Here is a 26,995-nt window from a genome sequence, read left to right as displayed (position 1 = left end):
CCGGTGCGTCCGTGGTGGTGTCGGGTTATGACCCCGCCTGCAGGGTCACGTCGAGGGCCTCGACGACGATCCTGTACCGGCTCATGAGTTCGACCTCGTCGGAGGGGTCGACGATGGCCCAGGGAAGGGCGGCCACTGCGATCGTGACGGCGGTTCCGTCGGGTCCGACGGCGTTGCGCGTCTGGGTGCCGGGGATGTCTCCGCCGTGTCCCCAGGCCGTGCCGCCACCGCTGAGCGGATAGCTCTGCAGACCGAGTCCGTAGGTTGCTTCGGGCCACAGCTCGTCCCCGGCCGGCACGGTCGTCCGCATCTCCGCAAGGCTCGCGTCGCTCAGGAGGGTGCCATCGAGGAGCGCCTTCATGAAGGTGTTGAGCTCGCTCGGAGTGGAGACCATGGCGCCGGCGGCCCAGGCGAAGGACGGATCCATGGTGGTGATGTCCTTCAGTTCGCCGGCGTCGTCGAGGTGGTAACCGAGGGGATGCACGCCGCGCAGTTCCTGCTCGCCCGGGACCGGCAGGTACGTGTTCACGAGCTGCAGCGGGCCGACGATGCGCCGCTCGATCTCCTCGTACAGCGGTCGCTCGGTGAGGCGCTCGATGACCAGTCCGAGGACCAGATAGTTGGTATTGCTGTATTCCCACGTCGCACCGGGCACGAAGACCGCAGGCTTCTCCAGCGCGATGTCGAGCATGTCCCTCGGTGAGATGAATGTGTGCTGGGCGCCGAAGGCATCCGCGGCGACCCGGTCGGCATACTCGGGTAGGCCGCTGGTGTGCTGCAGCAGCTGCCGGACGGTGATGGTTCCGCCGTCGATCCCCTCGCCCGTGACCAGTCCGGGGAGGTAGGTCCCGACGGGTTCGTCGAGCGTGACGGCGCCTTCCTCGACGAGCTGGAGGACGACGGTGCTGACGAACATCTTCGTGTTGCTGGCGATGCGGACCTGCCCGTCGACGGGAGCGGGCTCGCCGGTAGCGAGGTTCCCGGTACCCGCTGCGAGGGTGATGGTGTTCCCGTCGGGACCGGTGACGGCAGCCGAGGCGGACGGATACCCGGCGTCGACGAGCTTCTGCAACTGCTCCTGGACGACGCCGACGTCAGGACCAGCCTGCCGTTCGGGGGCGGTGGCGCCGGCCGGTGCTGCTGCGGCAGCATGTGTGGGCTCGAGGGTGCCGGGTTGGAGCAGGGCGACACCGGTGCCTGCAGTGAGCGCCGCGGCGAGGGCGACGGCGGTCCAGCGGGACGTGAGGGAGCGCTTGATGGGGTGTGCGGGCGATGCAGGCATGATGGATCCTGACTTTCAGGGTCGATGGAGGGGGCGTAGCCGGGTCCGGTATCAGAGGTCGCGGCGATGCAGCGTGATCGCTGCAGCTGCAAGCACGGTTGCGGTCAGGGCGGCGAGGGCCGCGAGGGCGATGCCGGGCGCCAGGGCACCGCTGGATCCGACGGCTGCCTGGGACAGGGAGACCGGCAGGAACTGCGCCCAGGTGGGCAGGGTCCCGGCGGCGAGGTGCACGATCGACAGCAGCACGGGCTCGAGCACCAGGGCGCCGAGCATGACGAGCACCGCGGCGAGCTGGTTGCGCAGGATCAGGCCGACGGCCAGTCCGATGAGGCTGAGCAGCATGATGGCGAGTACCCCGCGGCCGAGGAGGCCGAGGACCTGCACCGGGGGAGCGTTCAGGGCTGCGCTCCGGGTGAGGAGGGTGGCCAGGAGGGTCAGGAAGGCCGTGGCCGCCAGGAGCACTCCTGCCACTGCGCCGGCTGCAGCCGCCGCGCCGGCCTTCGCCAGGACGATGCGGGACCTCCGGGGCTCGGCGAGGGCAGCGCCGGTGATGCCGCCGTATCGGAAGTCACCGGTGCCGGCTAGGACACCGAGCAGGACGACGGCGACGATCACGATGCCGATCGACCCTGTGCTCATCGACGCCCCGAACGGGTTCAGGGCGGCCAGCTGGTTCCCGGGGAGGGTCAGGTCGATGATCGGTAGTTCGGCACTGACGTCGGCCCCGGCAGCGCCGTCCTCACGAAGTGCGGGCAGCAGGAGGGTGAAGGCGAGTTGCGTCGCGATCAGCCCGAGGGCGGCGATGAGGATGGCGGCCTTGGTCGAGGTGGTCGTGGTCAGTTTGAGGATCTCAGCGCGCAGCACGGGGAGCCCTTTCGCCCGTGCCGGTCAGGGAGAGGTAGTAGTGCTCGAGGTCGCCCCGGGAACTGGCGAGGGCCTCGTCGAGCGAGGTGGCGGTGCGGACGCGGCCATCGGCGATGATCACGATGTCGTCGGCGATCTGGGCGACGTCGGAGAGCATGTGCGAGGACAGCAGCACACTGCCGCCGTCGTCCGCGAAGGACCGCAGGTACTGTTTCAGCCAGTGGATGCCGGTGGGGTCGAGGCCGTTGGCGGGCTCGTCGAGCACGAGGAGCTGCGATCCGCCCAGAAGGGCTGTCGCGACTGCCACCCGCTGACGCATGCCCAGCGAGTAGTCGCGGATCCTGCGTCCGGCGTCGTCCGTCATGCCGACGGTCTCGAGCACCTCCTCGACGCGCGACGTCGGCAGGTAGCCCTGGGCGGCGGCGATGCGCAGGTGTTCGCGGCCGGTGCGCCCGGGGTGCAGGCCGCCGGCGTCCAGCACGGCACCGACGCGCCGGATGGGGTCGGAGAGCTCGCGGAAGGGTTTGCCGAAGACGAGCGCTTCCCCCGAGTCGGCTGCTGTGAGACCCAGGAGCATGCGGATGCTGGTCGTCTTGCCGGCTCCGTTGGGGCCCAGGAGACCCACGATCCGGCCGGGGCCGACGGTGAAGGTGATGTCGTCGACCCGAGGGACCCCATGGAACGCCTTGCGCAGATGCCGGATGGTGACGGGTGCGGGAGTGTCGTTGTCCATGCCTCAAGCCTGCCCGCGGCCCATCCCCCGCGCCCCGGCCTCAGGGACAGTTCCCACTGGCCGTGAGAACAGTCTGCGTATCGGGCCACGGGACCCCGTAGTCCGCGGATCCCGTGGCTGCTGTGCCTGCAGCTGCGGCGCCGTGGTGTCGACGAACAGGTGCTGGTCCGGGTCTCCCGGCATCATGAAGGTCTCGTCGTCGAGCGTGATGTCGCCGATGACGGGATGGCGCAGGTGTTTCGTGCCGTGCGTCCGCGGGTGAACTCGCGGAGTTCGGCATCCGGGTGAACCTCATTGAACCCGGTTACCTGCAGACCGATTTCCTCACCAGCAACTCCCTGGCCCTGCCGGCCCGGACCATTGACGGGTACACGGCCATTCGTGGGATGACCAGCGCGCACCAGTCCATGCCCTGCACTCAACTGGGCGATCCGGTCAAGGCTGCCTCCGCGATCATCACGGTTGCGACCTCGCCCGAGGCGCCCTAGCACCAGCTGCTCGGCTCGGATTCCCTCTCATTCGCGGCCTCCGCCGTCGACGCGCTGGCCGCGGACTTCGAAGCGGGCCGTGACGTCGCCCTCAGCACGGTCATCGTCCGAGTCTGATCGACGTGACCACCACTCGGCCCGGACCGGCTATCACACGCTGTGCCGGTTCCGGCGCAGTCTCTCCATGGATCCATCGGGAGGATCAGGGAACGGAGACATGATCGAAGGATCCGCGGTGCGCGGCAGCGGGGTGGCGATGGGGCAGCTGCGGACCCTCCCCGAACAGTTTCTCCCGCAGCGTCCCGGGCCGGTACTCGCTCTGGGCCAGACCGCGCCGACGCAGTTCCGGGAGGACTCCCTCGATGAAGTCCTGGTAGGAGCCGGGGATGATCTGGTTGATGATGTTGATCCCGTCGATCCCGGCTTCCTGCCAGGTCTCGAGCTGGTCGACGATCTGTTCGGGCGTGCCGGCGATCTGCTGGTTGTAGGCGCGGTACCTGGCCACGTCGGCGATGGTCGGATTACCGCCCGGTACCGAGGCGAACAATGCTTCGAGGACTCCGCGGGCGCCGTCGGTGCGGACGTCGCCGAGGGTGGTGTCCAGGGGGAGCCCTCCGAGGTCGACGCCGATGCCACCGCCGATGTGCGCGACGATCATGTCGAGATCGAGGTACTCGTCGTAGTCGGCCTGCTTGGCCTTCACTTCGGCTTCGGTGGATCCCACGACGAAGGACAGGCCCGCGAAGAACTTGATGTCGTCGTCGCGCCGGCCCACGTGGCGGGCGAGCGCGCGGACCGACGTCGTCGTCTTCCGCGCGTAGTCGACATTGGGCGCGAAGAGGAAGGCCGCTTCGGCGTTCGCGGCGGCGAAGTGCTGCCCGCGGCCCGACGAGCCGGCCTGGAAGAGCAGTGGCGTGCGCTGGGGTGACGGCGCCACGAGGTGCGGTCCCTCGACCGAGTAGCGGGCCCCCTCATGGTTGATCTTGTGGACCTTCGAAGCATCAGCATGACGTCCCGTGGTCTTGTCCTGCAGCAGCGCGCCGTCGTCCCACGATCCTTCCCACAGCTTGTAGCAGACCTCGAGGTATTCATCCGCCCAGTCGTAGCGGCTGTCGTGCTCGACGAGCCCATCGTTGCCGAAGTTCCGGAAGGAGTTCTCGAGCACGCTGGTGACGATGTTCCACGCGACGCGCCCCTGGCTGAGGTGATCGAGGGTGGAGAGTTGACGGGCGAACTGGAACGGGTGGGACTGCACGACGGAACTGGTCAGGGCCAGGCCGAGGTGTTCGGTGGTCGCGGCGAGGGCTGATTGCAGGACCAGGGGGTCGTTGGACGGGACCTGGAGCCCCCGGTCCACATGGGAGGCCCAGCCGCCGCCATGGTTGCCGTACAGCCCGACGACGTCGGCGAGGAACAGTGCGTCGAAGCGGGCGTCCTCGAGGGTCCGGGCAAGGTCGGTCCAGAGCTTCAGGTCGTTGAAGCGGTGTTGCCGGGCCTCGGGGTGGCGCCACTGACCCCCGAGGATGTGGCTGGTGGTGTTCATGGCGAAGGCGCTCAGAAGGAGCCGGGGGCGTTCGGTGAAGACTGACATCAGGGGGTACCTCCGGTGGTGGGTGGCTGCGTGGTGGCTTCACCGATGCTGTTCAAGCCGGTGGGGATGGTTCCGTTGACGTAGTAGTCGCCCACGGAGCGTGCTTTGAACAGGGCAGGATTGTGCGTGGCGACGGTCCGTGCGTTCCGCCAGTGACGATCGAGTGCTCTGCCGGTGCTGACCGACGATGCCCCGGTCACGTCGAACAGTTCACTGGTTGCTGCGAGCACGAGCGGCGGGACCGCGACGTGCGCCTGCTGGACGGCGAGTTCCGCGCGGAGGAAGGCGTGCTCCGGTGAGAGCGCCAGCACGGGATCGACGGCGGCATCGAGGTCACGGGCAGCCGCGGTCACGATCGCCTCGGCGGCGAAGGACTTCGAAGCGAGGAGCCCCACGTGTTCCTGGATCTGCGGGTCGTCCCGGAAGAGACCACCGGATCCGGTGTTGAACGTGCGGGTGCGGGTGCGTACGAGGTCCCGGGCGTCGCGGAGGGCTGCGCGTCCGATACCCGCAAGGACGGCGAGCAGGAAAAGTTGGAAGAACGCCGGCTCGAGCGTGCTCGTGACCTTCCTCTGCAGGATGTCCCCGGCTTCCACCGGAACCCTGGCGAAGCGGGCCGTCCCGGTGCCGGTGAGTGGCTGCCCGAAGCCGTCCCAGTCGTCGACGATGGTGACGCGTGGGTCGTCGGCCTTCACGAGTGCGTACTGGCGTCCTTCGACGCCCTCGGTGCTCGCCATGACCACGACCCAGTCAGCGAAGATGCTGCCGGTGGTGTAGTACTTCTCGCCGGTGAGGAACCACCGCCCGTCCTCGTCGTGCAGTGTCGTCTGCGTCGTGCCGAGTGCGTTCCCTGCCCGCTCGGTGGCCGCGTTGCCGAAGATCTGGGCGTCGGCGACGCGCGGGAACCAGCGGTCCTGGAACTCCGGGGGCTGCAGTGCGGCGGTCTCCACGAACGAGAAGTGGGATCGGAGCAGGTGGGCTGTATTCGAGTCCGCCTCGGCCAGTTCGATCAGCAACCGGAACAGGTGCTCGTGGTTCACGGGGTCGCCACCGTAGCGGGCGGGCACGCGAAGGGTCGTGAAGCCGGCGTCCTTCAGCCATCCCACCTGCTCGAAAGGTAGGATGCGGTTCGCTTCCCGGTCCAGGGACCCCTCGGCGATGCGCTGGAAGACCGGCCGGAAGCGTGCGGCGAGCTCTGCGTACCGTGCCTCCCCCGACACCGGAGGTGCTCCCTGGCCGGGGAGGGTCGGGCTGTCGGGTGCGGTCCGGGGCGACGTGCTGGCAGTGGTGGTCACGGTGGATGTCCTTACGGGGCTGACAGGGCGGAGAGACCGGGACGGGCGGTGTGGGCATGAGCGGCAGCGGTACGGGATCCGGAGCGCGCGCGTAGCCGGTGCCCGGGATTGGACGCGAGGAGAACCCGGGTGTAGTCGGACGAGGGATTGCCGAAGATCTGCGCTGTGGGGCCGGTCTCGACGAGGTGTCCCTGCCGCATGACGCCGACCGTCGTCGAGATCTGTTCGACGACGTGGAGGTCGTGCGAGATGAAGAGGTAGGTCAGCCCGAGGTCCTGTTGCAGGTCCGCCAGGAGGGCGAGGACCTGCGCCTGGGTCAGCACGTCGAGGGCGGAGAGCGCCTCGTCGAGCACCAGTGTCCGGGCGCCCAGGGCCAGGGCCCGCGCGATCGCCACCCGTTGGCGTTGGCCACCTGACAGCTCGAGGGGACGCTTCCCCGCGAGGGCCACCGGGAGATCGACCTGCTCGAGGAGTTCCGCCACCCGCGCCGATCGCTCGGCGCCGGTGCCCACCCGATAGTTGAGGAGGGGCTCGCCGATGATATCGCTGACGGCCAGGCGGGGATCGAGGGCCGAGTCAGGGTTCTGATACACCAGCTGGAGGGTCCGCCACAGCTCCCGCTTCCGGCTCCGGGAGGCGGTGGTGACGTCTTCCCCGTGAAGGAGGATCTGCCCGGCCGTGGGATCGAGCAGGCGCAGGATCATGCGTGCGGTGGTCGACTTACCGGACCCGGACTCACCGACGAGGGAGAAGGTAGTGCCCTGCGCGACGCCGAACGAGACATCGTCGACCGCCCGGTGATGCTCGCCCTTTCCGCGGAAGTCCTTGGTGAGGCCCCGGACCTCGATGGCGGGAACGGTCACGGGTTCCGCCGTCGATGCCGTCCGGGCCTCTGCCGGGCGGCGGTGGGGCGAGGCTTCCTCGAGCAGCCGCGCCGTGTACTCGTCGTCAGGGGCGGCGAGGATGTCGGCCACGGGGCGGTCCTCGACGATGCGACCTCGCTGCATGACGACGATGCGCGCGGCGTGATCCGTCGCGACGGCCAGGTCATGGGTCACGAACAGCACGGCCGTGCCGAACTCCCCCGCCAGACGTTCGAAGACCTCCAGGATCTTCGCCTGGACGGTGACGTCCAGGGCCGATGTCGGCTCGTCCGCGATCAGCAGGTCGGGCTGGAGGCTGAAGGCGATAGCGATGAGCACGCGTTGCTTGAGGCCGCCGGAGAGCTCATGCGGGTACTGCCTGAGCCGTTCCTCGGGACGATCGATGCCCACGAGCTCGAGCAGCCGGAGGACGTCGTCGCGCACGGCCTTGCGTGAGCGCCGCGCACCATCGGGGTGCAGGCGGAAGACCTCGGCCAGTTGCGAACCGATGGTCCTGACCGGGTCGAGGGACGCCCCCGGGTCCTGCGGCACCAGTCCGATCCGTCGGCCGCGGATCCCCTCCAGATCCTTCTCCCGGGCGCTGGTCAGGTCCGTGTCGCCGAGGGTGATCGACCCGGCTGTCCGCTCTGCCGCACGGGGGAGCAGCCCGATGATCGACTTCGCCAGGGTGGACTTGCCTGATCCTGATTCACCCACCAGGGCGACGATCTCACCGCGGCCGACAGCTAGGTCGATGCCGTCCACGGCAGTCGTGGTACTGCCGTGGTGGCGGTACTCGACCCGCAGGCCACGTACCTGCAGCAACGGATCGGCGGGGCGCTGGAAGGTCCGGGTCTGCGAGGCGTCGGGGTGGACGCGTGGCTCTGCGGTGTTCACGGTTCTCCTGGCCTAGATTCGGAAGGTTTTGAGCAGCTGGCGGCCCAGTGCGGCCAGCAGGATGACGGCGACGACGATGACGATGCCGGGCAACGACGTCAGCCACCAGGCACCGCCGAGGTACTGGCGTCCCTCCGCGATCAGCAGCCCCCACTCGGGGGTGGGGGGTGGAGCGCCGAAGCCGAGGAAACCCAGACCGGAGATGGCGAGGATGGCAGCGCCCAGGTCCACCGCGAGCAATGCCAGCACCGGGCCGGCCGCATTGGGCAGGATGTGACGGACGACGACGGACCGGTAGGTTCCGCCGTTGAGGAAGGATGCTTCCACGAAGTCGAGGTTCCGGACCCGCAGCACTTCGGACCGCACGACCCGTGCGAAGGACGCGATGGATGCGATGCCGACGCCGATCCCCAGCGATACGGGTCCGGGGGCGAACGCGGTGACGATGACGAGGGAGATCAGGAACCCGGGGACGGCGAGCAGCACGTCGACCAGACGCATGGCCGTGGCATCCGCCGCCCGTCCCGCTGTTGCGGCTACTAGGCCGATGATCGTTCCCACGACGAGGCCGATGATCACGGCGAAGCCCGCGGTCAGGAGCGTCTGCCGCGTACCGAAGACCACCCTGGAGAACACGTCCCGGCCGAGGTGATCCGTCCCGAAGAGATGGGTGGCGTTCGGCGCCTGGAAGTTCTCGCTGGGCACGCCATCCAGGGGTGAGTACGCGGTGAACCATTCCGGGGCGACAGCCCACGCGACGATCACCGTCAGGGGAAGGGCCGTCAACCACAGGGCGGGGTTGCCGACAGGTCCATGGCGGCGCCGCGAGGGCCGGAGCGCCGGTACGGACGGCCCGGCTGCGCCGGTTGCGGGAGGGCTGCCGGCCGCGGTCGGTCCAGTATCCGGCACGATCAGCGGGAGGGAAGCGTCAGGGGGTGTCAAGGAGATACCTCGATCCAATCGTGGTCATCAGGCGGTCAGGGCCCGCGGGGCCCCTTGCCCGTTGCTCTTGAGGATGCGCGGGTCGAGCAGGGGATACAGCAGGTCGACCACCAGGTTGACGACGACGAAGACCGTCGCGGTCAGGAGCACCAGCCCCTGTACCAGGGGCACGTCCTGGGTCGTGACGGCCTGCAGGACCACCGAGCCCAGCCCTGAGCGCGCGAACACGGTCTCGGTGATGACGGAGCCCGCGAACAGCGTCCCCACCGTGATCCCGGTGATCGTCAGGGCCGGTCCTGCCGCGTTCTTCAGTGCGTGGCGGAAGAAGATCCAGGACCGTGAGGCGCCCTTCGCCCGGAGGACGTCGATGAAGGGCTGGTCATAGACGTGACTCACGCTCTTGAGCAGCACCTGTGCAAGGGGAGCCGAGACGATGATCGCCAGGACCAGGACGGGCACCGCGAGGGACAGGAAGGATCCATCCGGGAACAGTGACATCACGCCCCAGCGGATCGAGAGCAGTTCCAGCAGGACCAGCCCGAGCCAGAACACGGGGATCGCCGAGAACAGGGGAGGCAGGTTCACCAGCACGCGGCGGACGACACCCGAACGGGTGAGGGTCGCGGCAGCGACGAGAAGGACGGCGATCACCACGGCCGTGACGAACGCAGAGCCCGCCAGCGCCACGGTCGATCCGGCGACACCGCTGATCCGGTCCCGCACCGACTGGCCGGAGGCCAGCGAGTACCCGAAGTCTCCGGAGAACAGCCCTGCCAGCTGGTGCAGGTACTGGACCACCAGCGGTTGGTCGTAGCCGTACTGACTCTTCATGGTGTCGATCGCCGCCTGGTCGACCGCCGAGTCGACCGTCAGGAAGATCGTCACGGGGTCACTGGGCAGGAGCTGCACCGCCAGGAAGACGAGGGTGTAGGCGAGCCACACCACGAGGAGCGCCTGGCCGATCCGCTGGACGAGGTAGCGTGCCACAGCCCGCTATCCGCCTGTCTTCCACGCGCCCTGGAAGACAGGAGCCGTACCGGAGGTGAACTCCACATGGGTGTCGCTGTGGGCTCCGTACACCTGCACCTCGTCCCACAGCACCAGGGAGTAGGCCTTGTCCACGACCAGGGCCTGCTGTTCCCGGGCGAGCAGCTCATCGCGTTCGGGGCCCTGGGTGGCAGCACGCTCTGCGGCGAAGATCGCGTTGAGGTCCGCGTCGCTGGTGTGCGTCATGGTGTTGTTGGCGGGCTCGAAGATCGGCCCGAGGCCGCCGTAGATGAACTGCCGGGTACCGAAGAACTCGACATTCGGATCGGGCATGGCCGTCGCCAGGAACGTATTGTCACCGGCACGGTTGTCGAGTTTGACCCCGATCTCCCGCCACTGCTGTTCGATGAGTTCGAAGGCCGGTTTGATGACCACGGAGTTGTTGGAACTCGTGACGGTGACCTCGAGCTTCACCCCGTCCTTCTCCCGGATGCCGTCCGCGCCGACGTCCCACCCTGCTTCGTCGAGGAGCGTCCGGGCTTCGTCGGGCTGGTATTCGAGCTCCTCGGACAGGTCGACGAAGCCCGGGGCCTGATGGTTCAGCACGGACGCTGCGAGTTCGTAGCTATCGGACAGGACGGTGTCCTTGATGCTCTGCCGGTCGATGCCGATCTGCAACGCCTGACGGACGTTCTCGTCGGCGAGTTTGCCGCTGCCGATGCGGACAGCAGCCATGTTCACGGTGAGGTCGATCCCTTTAGCCGGAAGGACCTGGTTTCCGCTCGCAGCGAGGGCGTCCTCGTCGAGGGGCTGTAAGCCCCGTACCAGGTCGACCTGCCCCGACTGCACGGCGCCCGCGCGGTGAGCGACTTCGGGCAGGTACTTGACGACCACCTTGTCGAGGTAGGCATCCCCCTGGTTCCCGGCGGTCTCCGGAGCCCACGCGTAGTCCGCCCGTTTGGCGAGCACCACTTCCTCGTCAGGCTTCTCCGACTCGAAGGTGAACGGGCCGGAGCCGGAGATCCGGGAGATCGCCGACTGTCCTGCCGCATCCAGCTTCAGGGTCGCCGGTGAGACGAGACCGGCGGTGACCGACGACGTCGCCCGCAGGAAGTTCGCGTTGGGGGAGGACAGCGTGACCTTCACCTGGTCCTCGCCGATGACCTCCGCGGAGCTGTAGCCGGCGAAGTCGACGTTCGGCTGGACCTGCGCGGCTTCGATCCCCAGTCCCAGGGCATCGAGGTTCAACTTCACCGCCTCGGCGTTCAGGGGCGAACCGTCGCTGAAGGTCACCCCGGAGCGGATGGTGAAGGTGAACTCGGTCGCGTCGGCATTGGAGGAGAAGTCGGATGCGATCCAGGGGACGAGCTCACCCTGCTCGGGATCGAAGTAGGTCAAGCGGTCCAGGACGCTGTTGAGGACATTGGACTTTTCGTAGAAGCGAGCCGCCTGGGTCTGCCAGTTGTTGATCGGCGTGACTTCGGCGTAGACGAGCGTCCCTCCTTCGACGGGTCCGCCGGTACCGGCATCCTGCGCCGCCGGAGTGCTCGAGGCGGAACTGCACGCAGTGAGGGCCAGCGCGGCGAGGCTCAGCATCGCCGTCACGCGCACAGACCGGCGAGCCATGGCAGGGAATGTCCGTGCTGAATCAGTGTTGGAAACGGGGCGGGAAGTCATGCCGGTCCTCTCAGTCATGATGAGGGTTCCCTATCCGCGCACGCAGCAGGCTCAACCTCTCAGGGAGGCCGACACCAACGGGGGACAGGCTATCTCCATCGGTCCTGGCAGTAGCACCGGCCCCGACGGGGTGGTTGCTGCGGCTTCAACGAGCCAGGTCTCTCAACCGCTCTGGATGGTGGTTCTGTCCAGGGGAGCGAACCCAGCGGACAAGTAGATGAAACCCCAGAAGGGCCGACCGATCAAGACGGGCAGGTCTCGGGACGACATATTCACGTCAGGAACCCGTGGCTCCCGAAGGGGCTGGTACCGGAACGCCGCCCTCGGACTGCCGGGCGCCGGTGATGGCCGACGGCACGTGGATCGCCTCGCACAAACCTGTGGTCCGTCACCGATCCGGGTCGAGCAGCCGTCCTGTCGTGACAGGACACTCTGGTGCCCTGGCACGACAGGACGGCTTCGAGCGCTGTTCCTCGGGTTCCACCCGACCGCGTGCGGACGACCGATGGAGTCGACGGCGCGAAGCGCCCGGTCAGGCTCGATGCCCGCCTGACCGAAGCGGCTCGCCTCGACCCCGACGCGGGCGTGTCATCGGGATCTCGGCCGCCGCGCGCTCAGTGGGTGTCGTCACACTTGATGGCTCAGGCGCTCTCTTCTCCCTTGTCGTCCACTTCTTCGACCCACGACGGCGGTTCGTCGCGGCCCTCCTCCTCGTCCTTCTCGGCAGCCTCCGGGGTCTCCTGCACGATGCCCTGCGCGTGGTGGGTAGGGGCGTAGATCGTGTAGAGGCGCAGCGGCTCGTCCCCGGTGTTCTCGACGTCGTGCCAGGTACCGGCGGGCACTTGGATGCTCCAGCCGTCCTCGATGTCCTGCTGGAACGAGAGGTTGTCCTTCGAGGGCCCCATCTTCACCCGGCCCTTCCCGGCGTCGATGCGCAGGAACTGGTCGGTGCCGTGATGCACCTCGAGGCCGATCGCTCCGCCGGGCTCGATCGACATGAGCGTCACCTGCAGGTGCTTGCCCGTCCAGGCGACGCGGCGGTAGGCGGTGTTGTCCGTCGCAGCACGCTCGATGTCGAAGGCGTTCGGGTTCGGTCCGTTGTCGTTGATGTCCATGACCGCATTCTGTCCCATGTCCCGCCCGGGTCGCCAGAAAGGGGAAGAAACGTCGCGCGAGGACATCTCGTCAGGTGGTTCGCTGTGCCGTCGAAGGGCTGACGGCACACCATTCACCCGCAGGAGACAGCCCTATCATGACAGCCCCTCATGCTGTCCGGCCGGGAGCAGTTGGGAGCGGCTAGGCATCGATCACCAGATCGGTCCGCGCGGTGGAACAGCAGGGCAGGAATTTGCCTGCATCGATCTCCCGTGCCCGGATCCCGCCCTGGTGGTTCATCTGAACCTCCCCCGAGAACTTGACGACCTTGCAGGAGCCGCACATGCCTTCCTTGCAGTTCGCGCCGATCCTGATGCCCGCGCGTTGGGCCACCCCGAGGATATGTTCGTCGGGGCCGATGCGCACATTGAGGCCGGTACGCATGAAGGACAGGGTGAGGCTCCCCGTTCCGACGGTGTCGAAGCTCGAGGCGTCGGGGGACCGGGCCTCTGATCCCACGCTCGGACTGCCGTTGAGGACCCCGGACGCGGACACGTCCGGAGCGACCGTCTCCAGCGACAGTCCCGTGGCCTCCAGGGTTCCCGCGACGTCGTAGCCGGGTTCGTAGAGACCGAACGCGGTGGGCTGGCTTTCGTAGTAGTCCTCGGCGGAATCAGCGATCTCCTCGGCGATCTCACCCGCTATATCCACGGCATGAGCAAGCTCCACCTGGTACTCAAGGAGCGTCTGGCGGTCGCCCGAGAAGAATTCCATGTGGATGGAGGTGTCATCGACGCCGACCTCCTGGAGGAGTTCGGCGGCGGTGTTCAGGTAGGCTTCGGGGCCGCAGGCATAAACCTGGCGGCCGTTGGCATCGGGGGCCACCTCGTCGAGCATGGCTGCCGTCAGCCGTCCGGTGAGCCACTCCCATCCTTCGGGCTCTCGGCGGTCGCCCAGCGAGTAGAAGACCTTGATGCGAGAGTCCACGGAGGCGATGTAGGCCAGCTCCTGGTGGAACGCGAAGCCTCCGGCCGCCGCTCCGTGATAGAGCACCACGACGTCGGCCTGTCCGGGCAGGGAGTGGATGGTCCGCACCATCGACATGATGGGGGTGATGCCCGCGCCGGCGGCGAGCAGGAGGTACCGAGCCCGCCGGTCGGCGTCGGGCAGGTGGAATGCCCCGACCGGTCCGAGCATCTCGAGGACGGTGCCGGGTTTGACGTTCTCGTGCACCCACGGGGACACCAGTCCCATGGGGTCGCGCTTGACCGTGATGTCGAACGTCCATGGCTGTGTAGGTGAACTGGACAGCGAATAGCTGCGGTCCACCGCGTCCTGGTCCTCGCCGTTGACCGGAAAGGCGACATTCACGTACTGGCCCGGACGGAACGCCAGGGGCGCGCCGTCGGAGCGGCGGAACACGAAGGTCATCATGCCGCCCACCTCGGGGACGATCTCGACACATTCGGCCATGAACTCCTGCGGGTGCCATGGCCCCAACGCGCGGGCGGCACCGGCCGGCCCCTCGGTGCTGCTCATCACCCTGTTCCACGGCATCTCAAGACCGCGGATGCGCCGCGGTTCCTGGGTTGCCGTGACGGTGCCGAGTTCGATCATGCCATGTACTCCTGCACGCGTTGCACGTACCAGTTGATGAACGCCTCGACCTGGTACTCGCTCTTCATGTACGGGCCGGGCTCATAGGCGGGGGTGCCGGCGCCCTTCTGGCACAGCTCCACGAACGCCTTGTCCTGCAGATTGGTCTGCTTCCAGGTGTAGGTGAGTTTCTCCAGGTCGTAGTCGACGCCTTCCTCGGCATCATCGGCAACGAGCCAGGTGGTGCGCACAAGGGTCTGGTGTTCATTGATGGGGAAGACGGCGAAGGTGATGACATGGTCCCCGAGGAAATGGAACCAGCTGTTGGGCTGCAGGTGCATCGAGCAGCGACCAAGGCGGAAATCCCGCAAGTCGCCGAGCAGCTTCTTGGAGAGCCGGCGCCCATCGGGCGAGAACGATTCACCATCACCGTCCAGTGACTCCCGGGAGATGCGGATTCCCGCTACGCGGGTGTCGAGCTCCTCGATGACGTCGAAGGGAAGGCCATAGCGGCGGCAACGATCCTCGAGCGAGGACTGCGCTTCCTTGTTGCGGTCCCATACCTCCTCGAGATGCCGCGGGATCAGGCCCTCCGTCAGGCCCCAGGTGGGGAAGAGGGAACAGGCGAGTTCCGGGTGTCCGTCGCAGTGGTAGCACTCACGGTTGTTCTCCATGACGAGCTTCCAGTTGCCCTCCTCGACGATGTTCTGCTGGTAGGCGATCTTCGTGTTCGCCAGATCATGCGGCGCGAGGTACGGTTCGAAGATCTTTCCGGTCTCGTCGAAATCCGTCGGCGGTTCGTCCGCGATGCAGACGAAGATGAGTCCGGCGACCACGCGGCTGTGGGCACGCTTGAGGCCGAAGCAACCTTTGTCGAACGTCGCCTCTCCCGGCGCAGAGGCATGAATCAGGTTGCCGTCAGGGGAGTAGGTCCAGGAGTGATAGCCGCAGACCAGGTTTCCCGTGGTCCCCGCGGCTTCGGTCAGGACGCGGGCACCACGGTGGCGGCACACGTTGTGCAGGACGTTCACGCCGCCGTCGTCGTTGCGCAGCACGATCAGCGAGTAGGGTCCGTAGTCGACCGTGACGTAATCGCCCGGCTCAGGGAGTTCGGCGATACTGGCAGCGAAGATCCAGTGCTCACCGAAGATGGCCTGCATATCGAGGGTGAAGATCGCCGGAGCGGTATAGAACGGAGCATCGAGGGAGTATCCCACGCGCCGGAAATCGAACAACTCGGTGATTTCCGCGAGCTGCTCGGCCGGCAATGAGGAGACGAGTCGTCCGCGTGGGTTGAGCGGCACGTTCACTGGAGCAGACATGGGTTCCTCCCAAGGGGACTGGGTAAGGGTGCGATTCGTCGGGACTTCACGTCGCCGGGTGCTGCGGGCGTTGCGATAATGTCGTTGCCACGAGGGTAGGGACAATCGGCCTGTAACAAAAGCACAACATCTGGGACAGAACCGTGCACAGTAGGTGCATGATCGATCCACGACTCGTTACGCTTCGGGTCTTTGCCCGCTGCGGCACGGTGGGCGCGACCGCGGAACTCACGGGCTACTCCCCCTCCGCCGTTTCCGCGCAGTTACGCGAGCTCCAGCGCGTGCTCGGGATGCAGCTACTCGTGAAGGACGGCCGGGGTGTGCGGCTGACCGCCACGGGTCGCTTTCTCGTGGCGGGCTCGGACACCCTGATTGCGGAATGGGAGAGACTGCGTGCCGCGGCCATGGAAGCCGGTGACCAGGTGCAGTCCAGTTTCGGCCTCGGCGGATTCTCCACGGCGGCCGCTCAGTTGCTCGCGCCGCTGGCCGCCACCTTGCGTTCGACACGCCCCCTGCTGAAGGTGCAGGTACTCGAGGCCAACCCGGCCCGCTGCTTCGACCTGCTGGTCGCCGAGCGGATCGACCTCGCGGTCATCGTCGCCATGCAGTCCGACACCTTCGGCGAGGACGATCCGCGTTTCGAACAGACCGTTCTGCTCGATGATCCCTTGGACGTGATCATTCCCTGCGACCATCCGTTCGCATCGCGGGAAACAGTGACGCTCGAAGAGCTGGCATCCGAACCCTGGATCACCGATGCCGCCGGATCTACCTACCATTCCCTGTTCACTGCGGCGTTCACGGCGGTCGGGGTGACACCGCGGATTGCCCACGAGGCCGTCGAATGGGAAACGCAGATCGCCTTCGTCGGTGCGGGGCTGGGCGTGGGCCTGCTGCCGCGCCTGGCGCCCCTGCGCAGTGCCGAGAACGTGGTTCGCCTGCGCATTACCGGCAGGGGGAAGCCCACGCGCCGCATCGTCGCCGCGGCGCGCAGGGGCAGCATCGGATCACCCCTGATTCAGGAGTCGCTCGAGATCCTGCAGGTCAGCGCCAACCGGATCCTTCGCGCCCGACCCGAAGACGATCTCTGACATCCCATGACCGCGATGAATTGCCGAGGGGCGAGCAGATCCGATGGGCGACCAGCGGGCGCCGGCGCAGTCATCTGCTGTCCGGGTCCCTCTGCGGGAACTTCACTGCTGGGATGCTTGCCGTGGGGGTGCCTCCCGGACAACCCGGGTCAGCGCACTGTCCGGCGCAGTCGTGCTTCGTCACGAGGTCGAACTGCACGCCGCCGTGTTGTTCCACCCCGGTGCGTATGGCCCGCTCCACTACGGATGTGGCCAGGCGACGCCGCAGGGAGAGGGGATCACGACGGAGGTCCTTGGTGAGGGCGAAGCAGAGCACCATCATGACGATGACGAACGGTAGTGCCGCCACGATGGTGATCCGTTGGAGCCCGGCCAGGGCTTCCGATGGCTGGTCGCCGCCGGCCAGCAGCATGACCGCCGCCACGGCGCCGGTGAGGCAGCCCCAGAAGACGACCACTCCGCGGCGCGGGTGCTCGGCACCATTGGAGCTCAGCGACCCCATCACGATAGAGGCGGCGTCGGCGCCAGTGATGAAGAAGATGGCCACCAGGACCATCGCCAGCACGATGACGGCGGTGGTGGCCGCATCAGGCATGCTCAGGTTCTTGACCAGGTCGAAGAGCGCTCCGTCGAAGTTCACGGACGGTGTCCCGTCGACCATGGTGACCAGGCCGGGTGTGTTGGCCTCGTCGGCTTCCTGCTGGATGTGGAAGGCGGCGCCTCCGAAGACGGCGAACCAGAGCACGCTGACGACGCTGGGCACCAGCAACACGCCGGTGACGAACTGACGGATGGTGCGACCGCGGCTGATACGGGCGATGAAGAGGCCCACGAAAGGCGTCCAGGACACCCACCAGGCCCAGTAGAAGATGGTCCAGCTGGTCATCCAGCTGCGCAGTGACTCATCGCCGACTGCTTCAGTCCGGGACGACATCTCGGCCAGGTCGCGGGCGTAGTCGCCGACCGCGGCGGGGACCAGGTTGAGGATGAACAGGGTGGGGCCGGCGATGAAGACGATCAGTGCGAGGACGACGGCCAGGACCATATTGATGTTGGAGAGCCACTGGATGCCGCGGCTGATGCCGGAGACCGCCGAGGCGACGAAGCACAGGGTGAGGACGGCGACGATCGCCACGAGCACGGGGGTCCCGATCTCACCGAACCAGCCGTTGGAGGTCATGCCGCTACCGATCTGCAGGGCGCCCAGGCCCAAGGACGCAGCGGTACCGAACAGGGTCGCGAAGATGGCAAGGATGTTGATGAACTTCCCGATCGGCCCTTCGACCGTCCTGACGCCGAAAAGCGACGTGAAGGCCACAGAGATCAGTTGCCTGCGACCCAGGCGGTAGGTCCCGTACGCCATGGCGATACCCACGACGGCGTACATGGCCCACGGATGCAGTGTCCAGTGGAAGATCGAGGTAGCCATTGCCGTCTGGATTGCTTCTGACGTCCTTCCATCGACGGTTCCGGGCGGTGGGGAGATGTAGTGGTAGAGCGGTTCGGCCACGCCATAGAACATCAGGCCGATTCCCATGCCGGCGGCGAACATCATCGCGACCCAGGAGACAGTACGGAATTCGGGCTTCTCGCCGTCCTTGCCCAGCGGTATATTGCCGAATTTGCCCAGGGCCAGCCACAGGACGAAGATCACGAAGAGCGATGCCATGAGCATGAACAGCCACCCGGTGTACTCCATGACCCAGTTGAGTGCACCCGTGGACGTGCCGGACAGGCTGTCGCGTCCTACGAACCCCCAGATGACGAAGGCGATGGCGATGGCGCCGGTGATCCCGAAGATGGTCTTGTCGAGGGTGAGCTTGTGGTTCCGGCGATCCGCAACTGCCTGCTCCGTCTTGGCATGGCGCAACTCCTCGAGGATCTGCTCATACTCGACATCCGGAAAGGGTGGGACGCCTTCTCCCGGATCGTGGGCGGCGGGATTCCTGTTCACGTCACCGGTGACACCAGTGCCTGCTGCATTCTTGTCCCTGCTACCAAGCGGCCCTGCGGGCGAGCCCTGTGCCGCCCCGTTCTCAGCAGGCAGTTCCTCGGGAGTCTGGGGTTTCAGGTCACTTTCAAAAGCCATGAGCGGGTCCTTTGCTCGGTGAGGCATGGGCCTGCGGTTGCGCATGGCCCTCGGGAGTCAGACCGGGAAGGTTGGAGCCTCTTCCGATTCGACGATCATGACGTTTCCGTCGACGAGATGAACTTCGTGAGTGCGCCCCTTGTCCATTCAGGGATCGAGCGTCATGAGCTCATCCCTTCCACCGTCCGGGGGCTGAGCGTCGTGCGCACTTCCCGGTCACCCGCGGCGCTACTGATATGTTCCGACCATCGGTGATGATATATCAGGAGACAGTATTGCATGGTGGAATGGATGTCCATAGGTGCCTGGCGCCCGGTACCAGGCCCTCCGGTCCCGGCCAGGAACCGGATACATCCGGGTGGGCGCCCCGCCGTCTGCGTCACGCGCGGGACCACTTCCTGGTATCGGTTGCGGCAATAGTATGAACAGGCAGCCGGAGAGTCGGGGCTTGGATGCCCCTCGGGAGGAGACATGGATATGGCACGCGGTGGCCGATTGCCGGTGGAGGCGGGGGACCCGTTGGCGCCGTCGAGGCAGGACGACGAATCCTTTGCCGACTTCGCCTACAGGATGCTGTGCGACGAATTGATCGTCCTGGATATCAAGCCGGGCGAGCCCCTCAATGACGAAGCGATCTCCCGGAGACTCGGCGTCGGCCGGACACCGATTCGCGAGGCCATGAAGCGGCTCGAGAGTGACCATCTGGTGGTGGCCTACCCCCGCCGCGGAACGTTCGCCTCCGGCGTGGACATCAAGGACCTGGCTGAGATCTCCGAGATCCGACAGCTTCTGGAGCCGGCGGCGGCTGCACGGGCCGCACGGCATGCGTCGCCGCAACTCCGGAACGAGCTCCGGGACTTCGCGCACGAAGTCGGGCAGATGCTGCCGCGGCTGCAGTCACAGCAGGATCTCATGCGCCTGGACATGCGGGTCCACCGGATGATCTACCGGGCTTCCGGGAGCAGGCACCTTGAGGACATCCTGGTCCGATACGACAATCTGGCGACGCGGATCTGGAGTCTGGTGCTCGAAAAGCTCCCGCCCGTGTCCGAGCACATCGCCCAGCACATCGAGCTGCTCGAGTGCATCGCGGCTGGGGACTCCGAAGCTGCTGCGCGGTTGACCACGCAGCACGTGAGCGACTTCGAGAACCTCATCAGGGCTGTGCTCTAGCCCGGGCCGCATGCCATCGGACGGTCGAGGGGGCGGGTCAGCCGCGGAGCCTGGACATCGTGGGGTCATAGAGCGGATCCGTGGTCACGGTGGCCTGGATGCGCCGTCCGAAGTACTCGATCTCGACCGAATCCCCGATGCTCACAACGGCAGGAAGATACGCGTAGGCGATCGGCTTGGCGACGGTGTAGCCATAGGCGGCACTGGTCACGTAGCCGACTGCCTGGTCCTTGTAGAAGACCGGTTCCTTGCCCAGTACCACGCTCCGGCCATCATCGACCGTCAGGCAGCGCAGGTGTCGGGCGGAGTTCTCCTCGGTGCGGCCCTCCAGGGCGGCCTTTCCGACGAAATCCTCCTTGCTCATCTTCACGGCGAAGCCGAGGCCCGCTTCGAGGGGGTCGTGCTCGGTGGTCATGTCGGTGCCCCATGAGCGATACCCCTTCTCCAGGCGCAGCGAGCCGAAGGCGGCCCGGCCCGCGGCGATCACGCCGTGGGGCTGCCCGGCCTTCCACAGGGCATCCCAGAGGCGCTGCCCGTTGTCTGCACTCGTGTACAGTTCCCAGCCCAGCTCGCCGACGTAGGACAGGCGCATCGCGGTCACGGTGACGCCGCCGATGACAACCTGCTTGGCCCGGAAGTACCGAAGGCCGTCGTTGGAGAAGTCGTCGCTGCTGACGGTGCCGATGAGGTCCCGGGCGAGGGGGCCCCACAGGCCGATGCAGCAGGTGCCGCCTGTCGTGTCGCGCACCTGTACCCAGTCGCCGGCGGTGCCGCTTTCGGTCTGGTGACGCGCGGCCCGTTCGAAGTAGGCGGTGTCGATGTTCCCGTTGGCTCCGAGCTGGAAGGTGTCCTCACTCAGCCGGGCCACGGTGATGTCGCTCCGGATACCACCGGCGTGGTCCAGCAGGAGTGTGTAGGTGACGGCCCCGGGTTTCTTCGCCATATCCGCTGTTGTGAGTCCCTGCAGCAGCTTCAGTGCTCCCGGGCCGGAGACCTCGAGGCGCTTGAGCGGGGTCATGTCGTACATGGCCACCGCGGTACGGGTCTTCCAGGCTTCGGCTGCTGCGATGGGCGAGCTGAACATCGCGGACCAGGCATCACGGGCCGGGGGCTGCCACTCGGCCGGCATCTCCTTCAACAGTTCCGCATTGGCTTCGAACCAGTAGGGGCGCTCCCATCCGCCGGACTCCAGGAAGAATCCCCCCAGTGCCTTGTGGCGGGCGTGGAACGGGCTGACCCGGAGGTTGCGGGGGGACAGCTTCGGCTGCAGCGGGTGCAGCACGTCGTAGATCTCCACGAAGTTCTGCTGGGATGTCTCGCTGACGTACTCAGGGGTCAGCTGGACCGCTTCGAAACGGTGGATGTCGCATTCACCGAGGTCGACCTGGGACTTGCCGGTGGTCAGGAGTTCGGCGACAGCCCGGGCGATGCCGGCCGAATGGGTCACCCAGACGGCTTCGGCCACGAAGAAGCCGTCGAGCTCCTTCGATTCGCCCACCAGTGCTCCGCCGTCGGGGGTGAAGGAGAAGATGCCGTTGAAGCCATCTTCGATGTCGCTTTCCCGCAGCGCCGGGAGCAGCTGCTTGGTGTCCTCCCATGCCGGGAGGAAGTCCTCCAGGGTGAAGTCGAGGCGGGAAGGCATGTTGTGGTCACTGATGGTGTCGGCGTCGTAGGAGCCGAGGTCCGCAAGGTCCACAGGGATGGGGCGGTGCGCGTACGAGCCGATGCCATAACGGTCGCCGTGTTCGCGGTAATAGAGGTCCCGGTCCTGGTGACGCAGGATCGGCAGCGAAGCCCCGTTGGGCAGTTCATTGCAGCCCTTCCGTGCCGGTACCGGAGTGGTCGTGACGTACTGGTGGGCCAGGGGGAGAAGGGGGACGACCATGCCGATCATCTCGCCGATCTCGGCGCCCCAGAAACCTGCGCAGGACACCACGATTTCGGCGGGGATGACACCTTCGGAGGTTTCGACGCCGGTCACACGACGGCCGGACTGCTCGATGCCCGTGACCGTGGTGCTGCCCAGGTACCTGACGCCTGCGGCCTCCGTGCGCTTGATCAGCAACTGAACGGCCCGCGCGGCACGGGCCAAGCCGTCAGTGGGTACATGGAGCCCGCCCAGGACGTCCTCCTCGTTCAGGAGCGGATAGAGCTCCTTGCACTCGGCGCGGGAGAGGATCCTTCCACTGATCCCCCACGATGCGGCGTACCCGAGCTTCCGCTTGAGGTCCGCCAGGCGGGACTCGGTGGTGGCGACTTCGAGGCCACCGACCTGATCGAAGCAACTGACGCCGTCCTCGGTCAGGGAGAGGAACTTCTCGACCGTGTACTTGGCGAAGGCAGTCATCGTCTTCGAGGGGTTCGTCTGGAAGACGAGACCCGGGGCGTGGGACGTGGAGCCTCCGGGCATGTTCAGCGGTCCCTGATCCAGGACGGTGATGTTGCTCCACCCCCGGGTGACCAGTTCATCGGCCAGGTTCGTGCCGACGATTCCAGCTCCGATGATGACAATGCTTGGCGTGGATGCCATGGGGCTTCTCCTGCTGATGTTCGTGGGGTGGCTCTGCTGATGGGGTGGCTCTTACCGGAAAACGACGGTGCTGGTCCGGTCCAGCAGCACGCGGTGCTCGCAGTGCCAGCGCACGGCGCGGGACAGTGCCAGTGCTTCGGCGTCCTGACCGACCGTCGAAAGGGCGGTCGGTCCATAGCTGTGGTCGACCCTGATGACTTCCTGCTCGATGATCGGGCCCTCGTCCAGCTCCGCAGTCACGTAGTGGGCCGTGGCGCCTACCAGCTTGACGCCACGATCGTAGGCCTGGTGGTAAGGGCGTGCACCCTTGAATCCCGGGAGGAATGAATGATGGATGTTGATCGCCCGGCCTTCGAGAGCGCGGCAGAGGTCGTCGGACAGTACCTGCATGTACCGAGCGAGCACGACGAGGTCGATGTCATGCTCGTCCACTAGTTCCAGCAGGCGCCGTTCCGCATCCGACTTCGTCTCAGGGGTCACCGGAAGGTAGATGAAAGGAAGGCCGGCGGCCTCGGCCATGGCCCGGTGGGTCTCGTGGTTGGAGACTATGAGGGCGATGTCGCCCCCGAGGCTCCCGCCCCGCCAGCGGAAGAGCAGGTCGTTCAGGCAGTGGCCGAACTTGGACACCATCACGAGGATGCGTTGCTTCGTCTGGCCATGGAAGCTGAACTTCATGTCGAAGCGGTCCGCGATGGGACGGAATTCCTCGTGGAGTCGCTCCGGGTTGTAGGCCGCCGGACCGGAGAAGGCGGAGCGCAGGTGGAGTGTCTGGCGGAGGCCGTCATCGAACTGCTGGTGCTCGTCGATGTTGAAGCCACGTTCGAAGAGGAAGGTGGTCACCGCCTGAACGATGCCCGCGCGTTCGACGCACGACAATGTGAGCACGAACTTCTGCGTCCGGTCCTCCACGTGGGCCTCCGACCGAGGCAGCGTGCTGGTCGATGAGTCCGTTGCCATTAGGGTCATGTCCCCTCCTTGGATATATTATGCAATATAAGACTGATATATTAGAACTGGCCATGAGCGTATACTGGTCAGGAGTGAAGGTCAACGGCCTGTTGGCTCGAGTATGGAGGGGTCCACACCATGGCTTACGAGGTTCTGGCAATCGCTGATGCGGCGAAAAGGTCACTGGCCGAAGTGGCGTACGAGCGCATCCGGGACCGGCTGCTGATGCTCGACATCAAGCCTGGTGACCTGATCAATGACGATGAACTCGCCAAGGACCTCGGCGTAGGTCGGACTCCGGTGCGTGAAGCCCTGAAGCGGTTGGAGCTGGATCGCCTGGTGGTTTCCTATCCTCGGAGGGGAACTTTCGCGACGTGGGTGGAGGTCACCGATCTTGCCTTCATATCCGAGATCCGCACCCAGCTCGAGCCTCTTGCGGCTTCCCGGGCTGCGCGGGTGGCGACGGAGCCGGTGAGGGAGCGGCTGCGGGCCGTCATGCGTGATGTCGAGTCGTTCGATGCGAGTGCCGCCTCCGTCATCGAGACCCTGCGCCTGGATGCCCGTGTGCACCAGGGCATCTACGCGGCCGCAGCCAATCCCCACCTCGAAGACGTCCTGATCCGGTACGACAATCTCGCGACACGGATCTGGTGCATGGTCCTGGATCGCCTTCCGGACCTGGCACACCACGTGCATGAGCATGTGGACCTGCTCCGTGCCGTGATCGACGGAGACGAGGCCAAGGCCGGGGAGCTCGCGCGTAACCACGTCAGTGGTTTCGAGCACGCAGTGCGCGAAACCCTCTTCGCCGCCTGAAGCCCTTCTGCGTGTCAGGGACGAAGTCGGTGAGGTTCCGTTCTGGGCTTGTCTCCGCTGCGCCGCCACTCAGACTCCGCCGGCGAATCCGCGAAGACCTGTTGACAGCTTGCGCAAGCAACAGGATACTAGAATCACTCAACTAATATATCAGTAGGATATTAGGCAGCTGACCGAGGAGAAACGATGGTCGACATGTTGACCCGCTCGCTTGCGCAGACGGATCCTCTGGTCCATGCCGCTGTACAGCAGGAATTGCTGCGCCAGCAGGGCACCCTGGAGATGATCGCCTCCGAGAACTTCGCGCCGACCGCGGTCATGGAGGCCCAGGGTTCCGTGCTCACCAACAAGTACGCCGAGGGCTACCCGGGCAGGCGTTACTACGGCGGTTGCGAACACGTGGACGTGGTCGAGCAGCTCGCCATCGACCGTCTGACGTCGTTGTTCGGCTCCCGGTTCGCCAACGTGCAGCCCCACTCGGGCGCCCAGGCCAATGCAGCGGCGATGTTCGCCCTCATCCAGCCCGGCGACACCCTCCTCGGACTGAATCTCGCGCACGGCGGCCATCTCACCCATGGCATGCGCATCAACTTCTCCGGCAAGCTCTACACGATCGTCCCGTACGGGGTGCGTGAAGATGACTTCACGATCGACATGGCCGAGGTCGAGCGCCTGGCGGTGGAAACACGACCGAAGCTGATCGTCGCCGGCTGGTCCGCCTACTCGCGGCAGTTGGACTTCGCAGAGTTCCGGCGGATCGCGGACCTGGTGGGCGCCTACCTGATGGTGGACATGGCGCATTTCGCAGGTCTGGTGGCCGCAGGACTCCATCCCAACCCCGTGCCTCACGCCCACATCGTCACGAGCACCACCCATAAGACCCTCGGTGGCCCGCGCGGTGGTGTCATCCTGACCAATGACGCGGATATCGCCAAGAAGGTCAACTCCGCGGTGTTCCCCGGACAGCAGGGTGGCCCGCTGGAGCATGTCATCGCCGCGAAGGCTGTTGCGTTCAAGCTCGCTGCCGAGCCGGAGTTCCGCGACCGCCAGGAACGCACCCTCGAGGGCGCCCGCATCATTGCAGAACGCATGCTGGCCGCCGACGTCGCAGAGTGCGGTGTGACGGTCGTCAGCGGTGGCACTGACGTGCACCTGGTCCTGGTGGACCTGCGCCATTCGGAGCTGGACGGCCAGCAGGGCGAGGACCGCCTGCACCGGATCGGGATCACGGTCAACCGCAACGCCGTGCCCTTCGATCCGCGTCCCCCGATGGTCTCTTCCGGTCTTCGTATCGGCACGCCGGCGCTGGCCACGCGTGGCTTCGGGAGGACGGAATTCACCGAGGTGGCGGACATCATCGCCGCAGCACTCAGACGCGAGTTCAGCGACGAGACCGTGGCGGAACTCCGGCAGCGGGTCGAGATCCTGGCGGGGAAGTTCCCCCTGTACCCGAACCTCTCCTCCGACACGACCGAGGTGGCATGATGGCCGACCTGCTTCCCGAGCACCCGGAATTCCTGTGGCACAACCCGACCCCCAAGAAGAGCTACGACGCCGTGATCGTCGGCGGCGGTGGGCACGGACTTGCCACCGCCTACTTCCTGGCCAAGAACCACGGCATGACCAACATCGCGGTCCTGGAGAAGGGCTGGCTGGCGGGTGGGAACATGGCCAGGAACACCACCATCATCCGCTCCAATTACCTGTGGGACGAGAGCGCGGCCATCTATGAGCACGCCCTCAAGCTCTGGGAGATCCTGCCCGAAGAGCTTGATTACGACTTCCTGTTCAGTCAGCGCGGCGTGATGAACCTGGCTCACACCCTGGGGGATGTCCGCGAGAGCATGCGCCGGGTCGGAGCGAACAAACTCAACGGCGTGGACGCCGAGTGGCTCGACCCTCAGCAGGTCAAGGAACTGTGCCCCATCCTGAACATCAGCGACACCATCCGCTACCCAGTCATGGGCGCCACCTACCAGCCGCGGGCCGGCATCGCGAAGCACGACCACGTGGCCTGGGCCTTCGCCCGCAAATGCGACGAGCTCGGCGTGGACATCATCCAGAACTGCGAAGTCACCGGTTTCCTGAAGGACGGAAACCGCGTGGTGGGGGTCAAGACCAGCCAGGGGACCATCCATACCGAGAAGGTGGGGCTGTGCGCTGCCGGCCACAGCTCGGTTCTGGCCGAGATGGCCGGTTTCCGCCTCCCCATCCAGTCCCATCCCCTCCAGGCGCTGGTCTCCGAACTCCACGAACCGGTCCACCCCACGGTCGTCATGTCCAACCACGTCCACGTCTACGTCTCCCAGGCCCACAAGGGTGAACTGGTCATGGGCGCCGGCGTCGACGCCTACAACGGGTACGGTCAGCGGGGCTCCTTCCACGTGATCGAACACCAGATGGCCGCCGCCGTCGAGCTGTTCCCCATCTTTGCGCGGGCACACGTGCTGCGGACCTGGGGCGGGATCGTCGACACCACACTGGACGCCTCACCCATCGTCGGTACCACCCCCGTGGACAACATGTTCGTCAACTGCGGATGGGGTACCGGCGGGTTCAAGGGGACCCCCGCGGCAGGGCTCACCTTCGCCCACACCATCGCCACAGGATCCCCCCACGCATTGAACAGGCCGTTCGCGCTGGAGCGGTTCGAGACCGGTGCCCTCATTGACGAACACGGCGCAGCCGCCGTGGCCCACTGAAGGAGAGTCCGCAC

21 protein-coding genes, 1 pseudogene and 1 riboswitch are annotated in these 26,995 nt (G+C 66.3%); of the genes and pseudogenes, 6 read left to right on the top strand and 16 right to left on the bottom strand.

The features are described from left to right. Window positions 1-25: 25 nt before the first annotated feature. The 4 genes and pseudogenes from ACX80N_RS04155 to ACX80N_RS04140 all read right to left on the bottom strand — a co-directional run. A complete protein-coding gene (locus ACX80N_RS04155; RefSeq protein WP_459338392.1) occupies window positions 26-1,282 on the bottom strand; it encodes a serine hydrolase domain-containing protein in 1,257 nt (418 codons plus the stop codon). Between the two features lie 51 nt (window positions 1,283-1,333). After that, a complete protein-coding gene (locus ACX80N_RS04150; RefSeq protein ID WP_459338391.1) occupies window positions 1,334-2,146 on the bottom strand; it encodes a hypothetical protein in 813 nt (270 codons plus the stop codon). Then, complete coding sequence (locus ACX80N_RS04145; RefSeq protein ID WP_459338390.1) at window positions 2,133-2,879, bottom strand: ABC transporter ATP-binding protein; 747 nt, start codon at window positions 2,877-2,879, stop codon at window positions 2,133-2,135. Before ACX80N_RS04145 ends, ACX80N_RS04150 begins: the two co-directional genes overlap by 14 nt. A 3-nt stretch (window positions 2,880-2,882) precedes the next feature. Continuing rightward, window positions 2,883-3,137 (bottom strand): annotated as a pseudogene (locus tag ACX80N_RS04140) (MmyB family transcriptional regulator); the annotation flags it as partial. A 26-nt stretch (window positions 3,138-3,163) separates the two neighbouring features. On the opposite strand from ACX80N_RS04140, the gene ACX80N_RS04135 reads away from it, so the two are divergent. Continuing rightward, window positions 3,164-3,367 carry a hypothetical protein gene (locus tag ACX80N_RS04135; RefSeq protein ID WP_459338389.1) on the top strand — a complete coding sequence of 68 codons (204 nt, stop codon included), beginning with the start codon at window positions 3,164-3,166 and terminating at the stop codon, window positions 3,365-3,367. A gap of 202 nt (window positions 3,368-3,569) precedes the next feature. Here the strand turns inward: ACX80N_RS04135 and ACX80N_RS04130 are convergent, their stop codons facing one another. From ACX80N_RS04130 to ACX80N_RS04090, 9 genes are all read right to left on the bottom strand, one after another. Next, window positions 3,570-4,958, bottom strand: coding sequence for an NtaA/DmoA family FMN-dependent monooxygenase (locus tag ACX80N_RS04130; RefSeq protein WP_105031968.1), 1,389 nt, complete (start codon window positions 4,956-4,958; stop codon window positions 3,570-3,572). Beyond that, complete coding sequence (locus tag ACX80N_RS04125) at window positions 4,958-6,253, bottom strand: acyl-CoA dehydrogenase family protein (protein WP_240615129.1); 1,296 nt, start codon at window positions 6,251-6,253, stop codon at window positions 4,958-4,960. The genes ACX80N_RS04130 and ACX80N_RS04125 overlap by 1 nt, the downstream gene beginning before the upstream one ends. Before the next feature lie 11 nt (window positions 6,254-6,264). Further along, entirely contained in the window at window positions 6,265-8,013 is a 1,749-nt protein-coding gene (locus ACX80N_RS04120) for a dipeptide ABC transporter ATP-binding protein (protein WP_459338388.1), read from the bottom strand. Between the two features lie 12 nt (window positions 8,014-8,025). Next, window positions 8,026-8,955: an ABC transporter permease gene (locus tag ACX80N_RS04115; RefSeq protein ID WP_459338387.1), complete on the bottom strand. Its 930-nt coding sequence runs from the start codon at window positions 8,953-8,955 to the stop codon at window positions 8,026-8,028. 27 nt (window positions 8,956-8,982) lie between these two features. Beyond that, window positions 8,983-9,942, bottom strand: coding sequence for an ABC transporter permease (locus tag ACX80N_RS04110; RefSeq protein ID WP_105031965.1), 960 nt, complete (start codon window positions 9,940-9,942; stop codon window positions 8,983-8,985). 6 nt (window positions 9,943-9,948) lie between these two features. Beyond that, a complete protein-coding gene (locus tag ACX80N_RS04105; RefSeq protein WP_459338386.1) occupies window positions 9,949-11,568 on the bottom strand; it encodes an ABC transporter substrate-binding protein in 1,620 nt (539 codons plus the stop codon). 143 nt (window positions 11,569-11,711) lie between these two features. Further along, a riboswitch (SAM riboswitch) is annotated at window positions 11,712-11,801 on the bottom strand. Between the two features lie 459 nt (window positions 11,802-12,260). Beyond that, a complete protein-coding gene (locus ACX80N_RS04100; RefSeq protein WP_459338385.1) occupies window positions 12,261-12,734 on the bottom strand; it encodes a cupin domain-containing protein in 474 nt (157 codons plus the stop codon). A gap of 181 nt (window positions 12,735-12,915) precedes the next feature. Further along, window positions 12,916-14,331, bottom strand: a complete 1,416-nt coding sequence (locus ACX80N_RS04095; RefSeq protein ID WP_105031962.1) for a ferredoxin reductase — start codon at window positions 14,329-14,331, stop codon at window positions 12,916-12,918. Further along, window positions 14,328-15,632: an aromatic ring-hydroxylating oxygenase subunit alpha gene (locus ACX80N_RS04090; protein WP_459338384.1), complete on the bottom strand. Its 1,305-nt coding sequence runs from the start codon at window positions 15,630-15,632 to the stop codon at window positions 14,328-14,330. Before ACX80N_RS04090 ends, ACX80N_RS04095 begins: the two co-directional genes overlap by 4 nt. Window positions 15,633-15,790: 158 nt before the next feature. Between ACX80N_RS04090 and ACX80N_RS04085 the strand changes: the two genes are divergently transcribed. Further along, window positions 15,791-16,723, top strand: coding sequence for a LysR family transcriptional regulator (locus ACX80N_RS04085; RefSeq protein WP_459338383.1), 933 nt, complete (start codon window positions 15,791-15,793; stop codon window positions 16,721-16,723). 70 nt (window positions 16,724-16,793) lie between these two features. On the opposite strand, the gene ACX80N_RS04080 is transcribed toward ACX80N_RS04085, so the two are convergent. Further along, complete coding sequence (locus tag ACX80N_RS04080; RefSeq protein ID WP_459338382.1) at window positions 16,794-18,812, bottom strand: BCCT family transporter; 2,019 nt, start codon at window positions 18,810-18,812, stop codon at window positions 16,794-16,796. A 477-nt stretch (window positions 18,813-19,289) separates the two neighbouring features. On the opposite strand from ACX80N_RS04080, the gene ACX80N_RS04075 reads away from it, so the two are divergent. Then, window positions 19,290-19,985 (top strand): GntR family transcriptional regulator, encoded by a 696-nt coding sequence (locus ACX80N_RS04075; RefSeq protein WP_459338474.1) that lies wholly within the window; start codon window positions 19,290-19,292, stop codon window positions 19,983-19,985. A 37-nt stretch (window positions 19,986-20,022) separates the two neighbouring features. Here the strand turns inward: ACX80N_RS04075 and ACX80N_RS04070 are convergent, their stop codons facing one another. Both ACX80N_RS04070 and purU read right to left on the bottom strand, forming a co-directional pair. Continuing rightward, window positions 20,023-22,515, bottom strand: coding sequence for a GcvT family protein (locus ACX80N_RS04070; RefSeq protein ID WP_459338381.1), 2,493 nt, complete (start codon window positions 22,513-22,515; stop codon window positions 20,023-20,025). Between the two features lie 51 nt (window positions 22,516-22,566). Next, window positions 22,567-23,481: a formyltetrahydrofolate deformylase gene (gene purU, locus ACX80N_RS04065; protein WP_459338380.1), complete on the bottom strand. Its 915-nt coding sequence runs from the start codon at window positions 23,479-23,481 to the stop codon at window positions 22,567-22,569. A gap of 120 nt (window positions 23,482-23,601) precedes the next feature. On the opposite strand from purU, the gene ACX80N_RS04060 reads away from it, so the two are divergent. The 3 genes from ACX80N_RS04060 to ACX80N_RS04050 all read left to right on the top strand — a co-directional run bounded on the left by ACX80N_RS04060 (window position 23,602) and on the right by ACX80N_RS04050 (window position 26,981). Then, the gene (locus ACX80N_RS04060) at window positions 23,602-24,279 is read left to right on the top strand and encodes a GntR family transcriptional regulator (protein WP_459338379.1); all 678 of its coding nucleotides are present in this window, start codon (window positions 23,602-23,604) and stop codon (window positions 24,277-24,279) included. 186 nt (window positions 24,280-24,465) lie between these two features. After that, window positions 24,466-25,764, top strand: a complete 1,299-nt coding sequence (glyA, locus tag ACX80N_RS04055; protein WP_459338378.1) for a serine hydroxymethyltransferase — start codon at window positions 24,466-24,468, stop codon at window positions 25,762-25,764. Next, window positions 25,761-26,981: a sarcosine oxidase subunit beta family protein gene (locus ACX80N_RS04050; RefSeq protein WP_105031955.1), complete on the top strand. Its 1,221-nt coding sequence runs from the start codon at window positions 25,761-25,763 to the stop codon at window positions 26,979-26,981. Before glyA ends, ACX80N_RS04050 begins: the two co-directional genes overlap by 4 nt. Window positions 26,982-26,995 lie beyond the last annotated feature (14 nt).

The organism is Arthrobacter sp. MDT2-16, assembly GCF_054510925.1.
The sequence above is the reverse complement of the archived record's forward strand: the minus strand, read 5'-3'. Positions and strand labels throughout refer to the sequence as shown.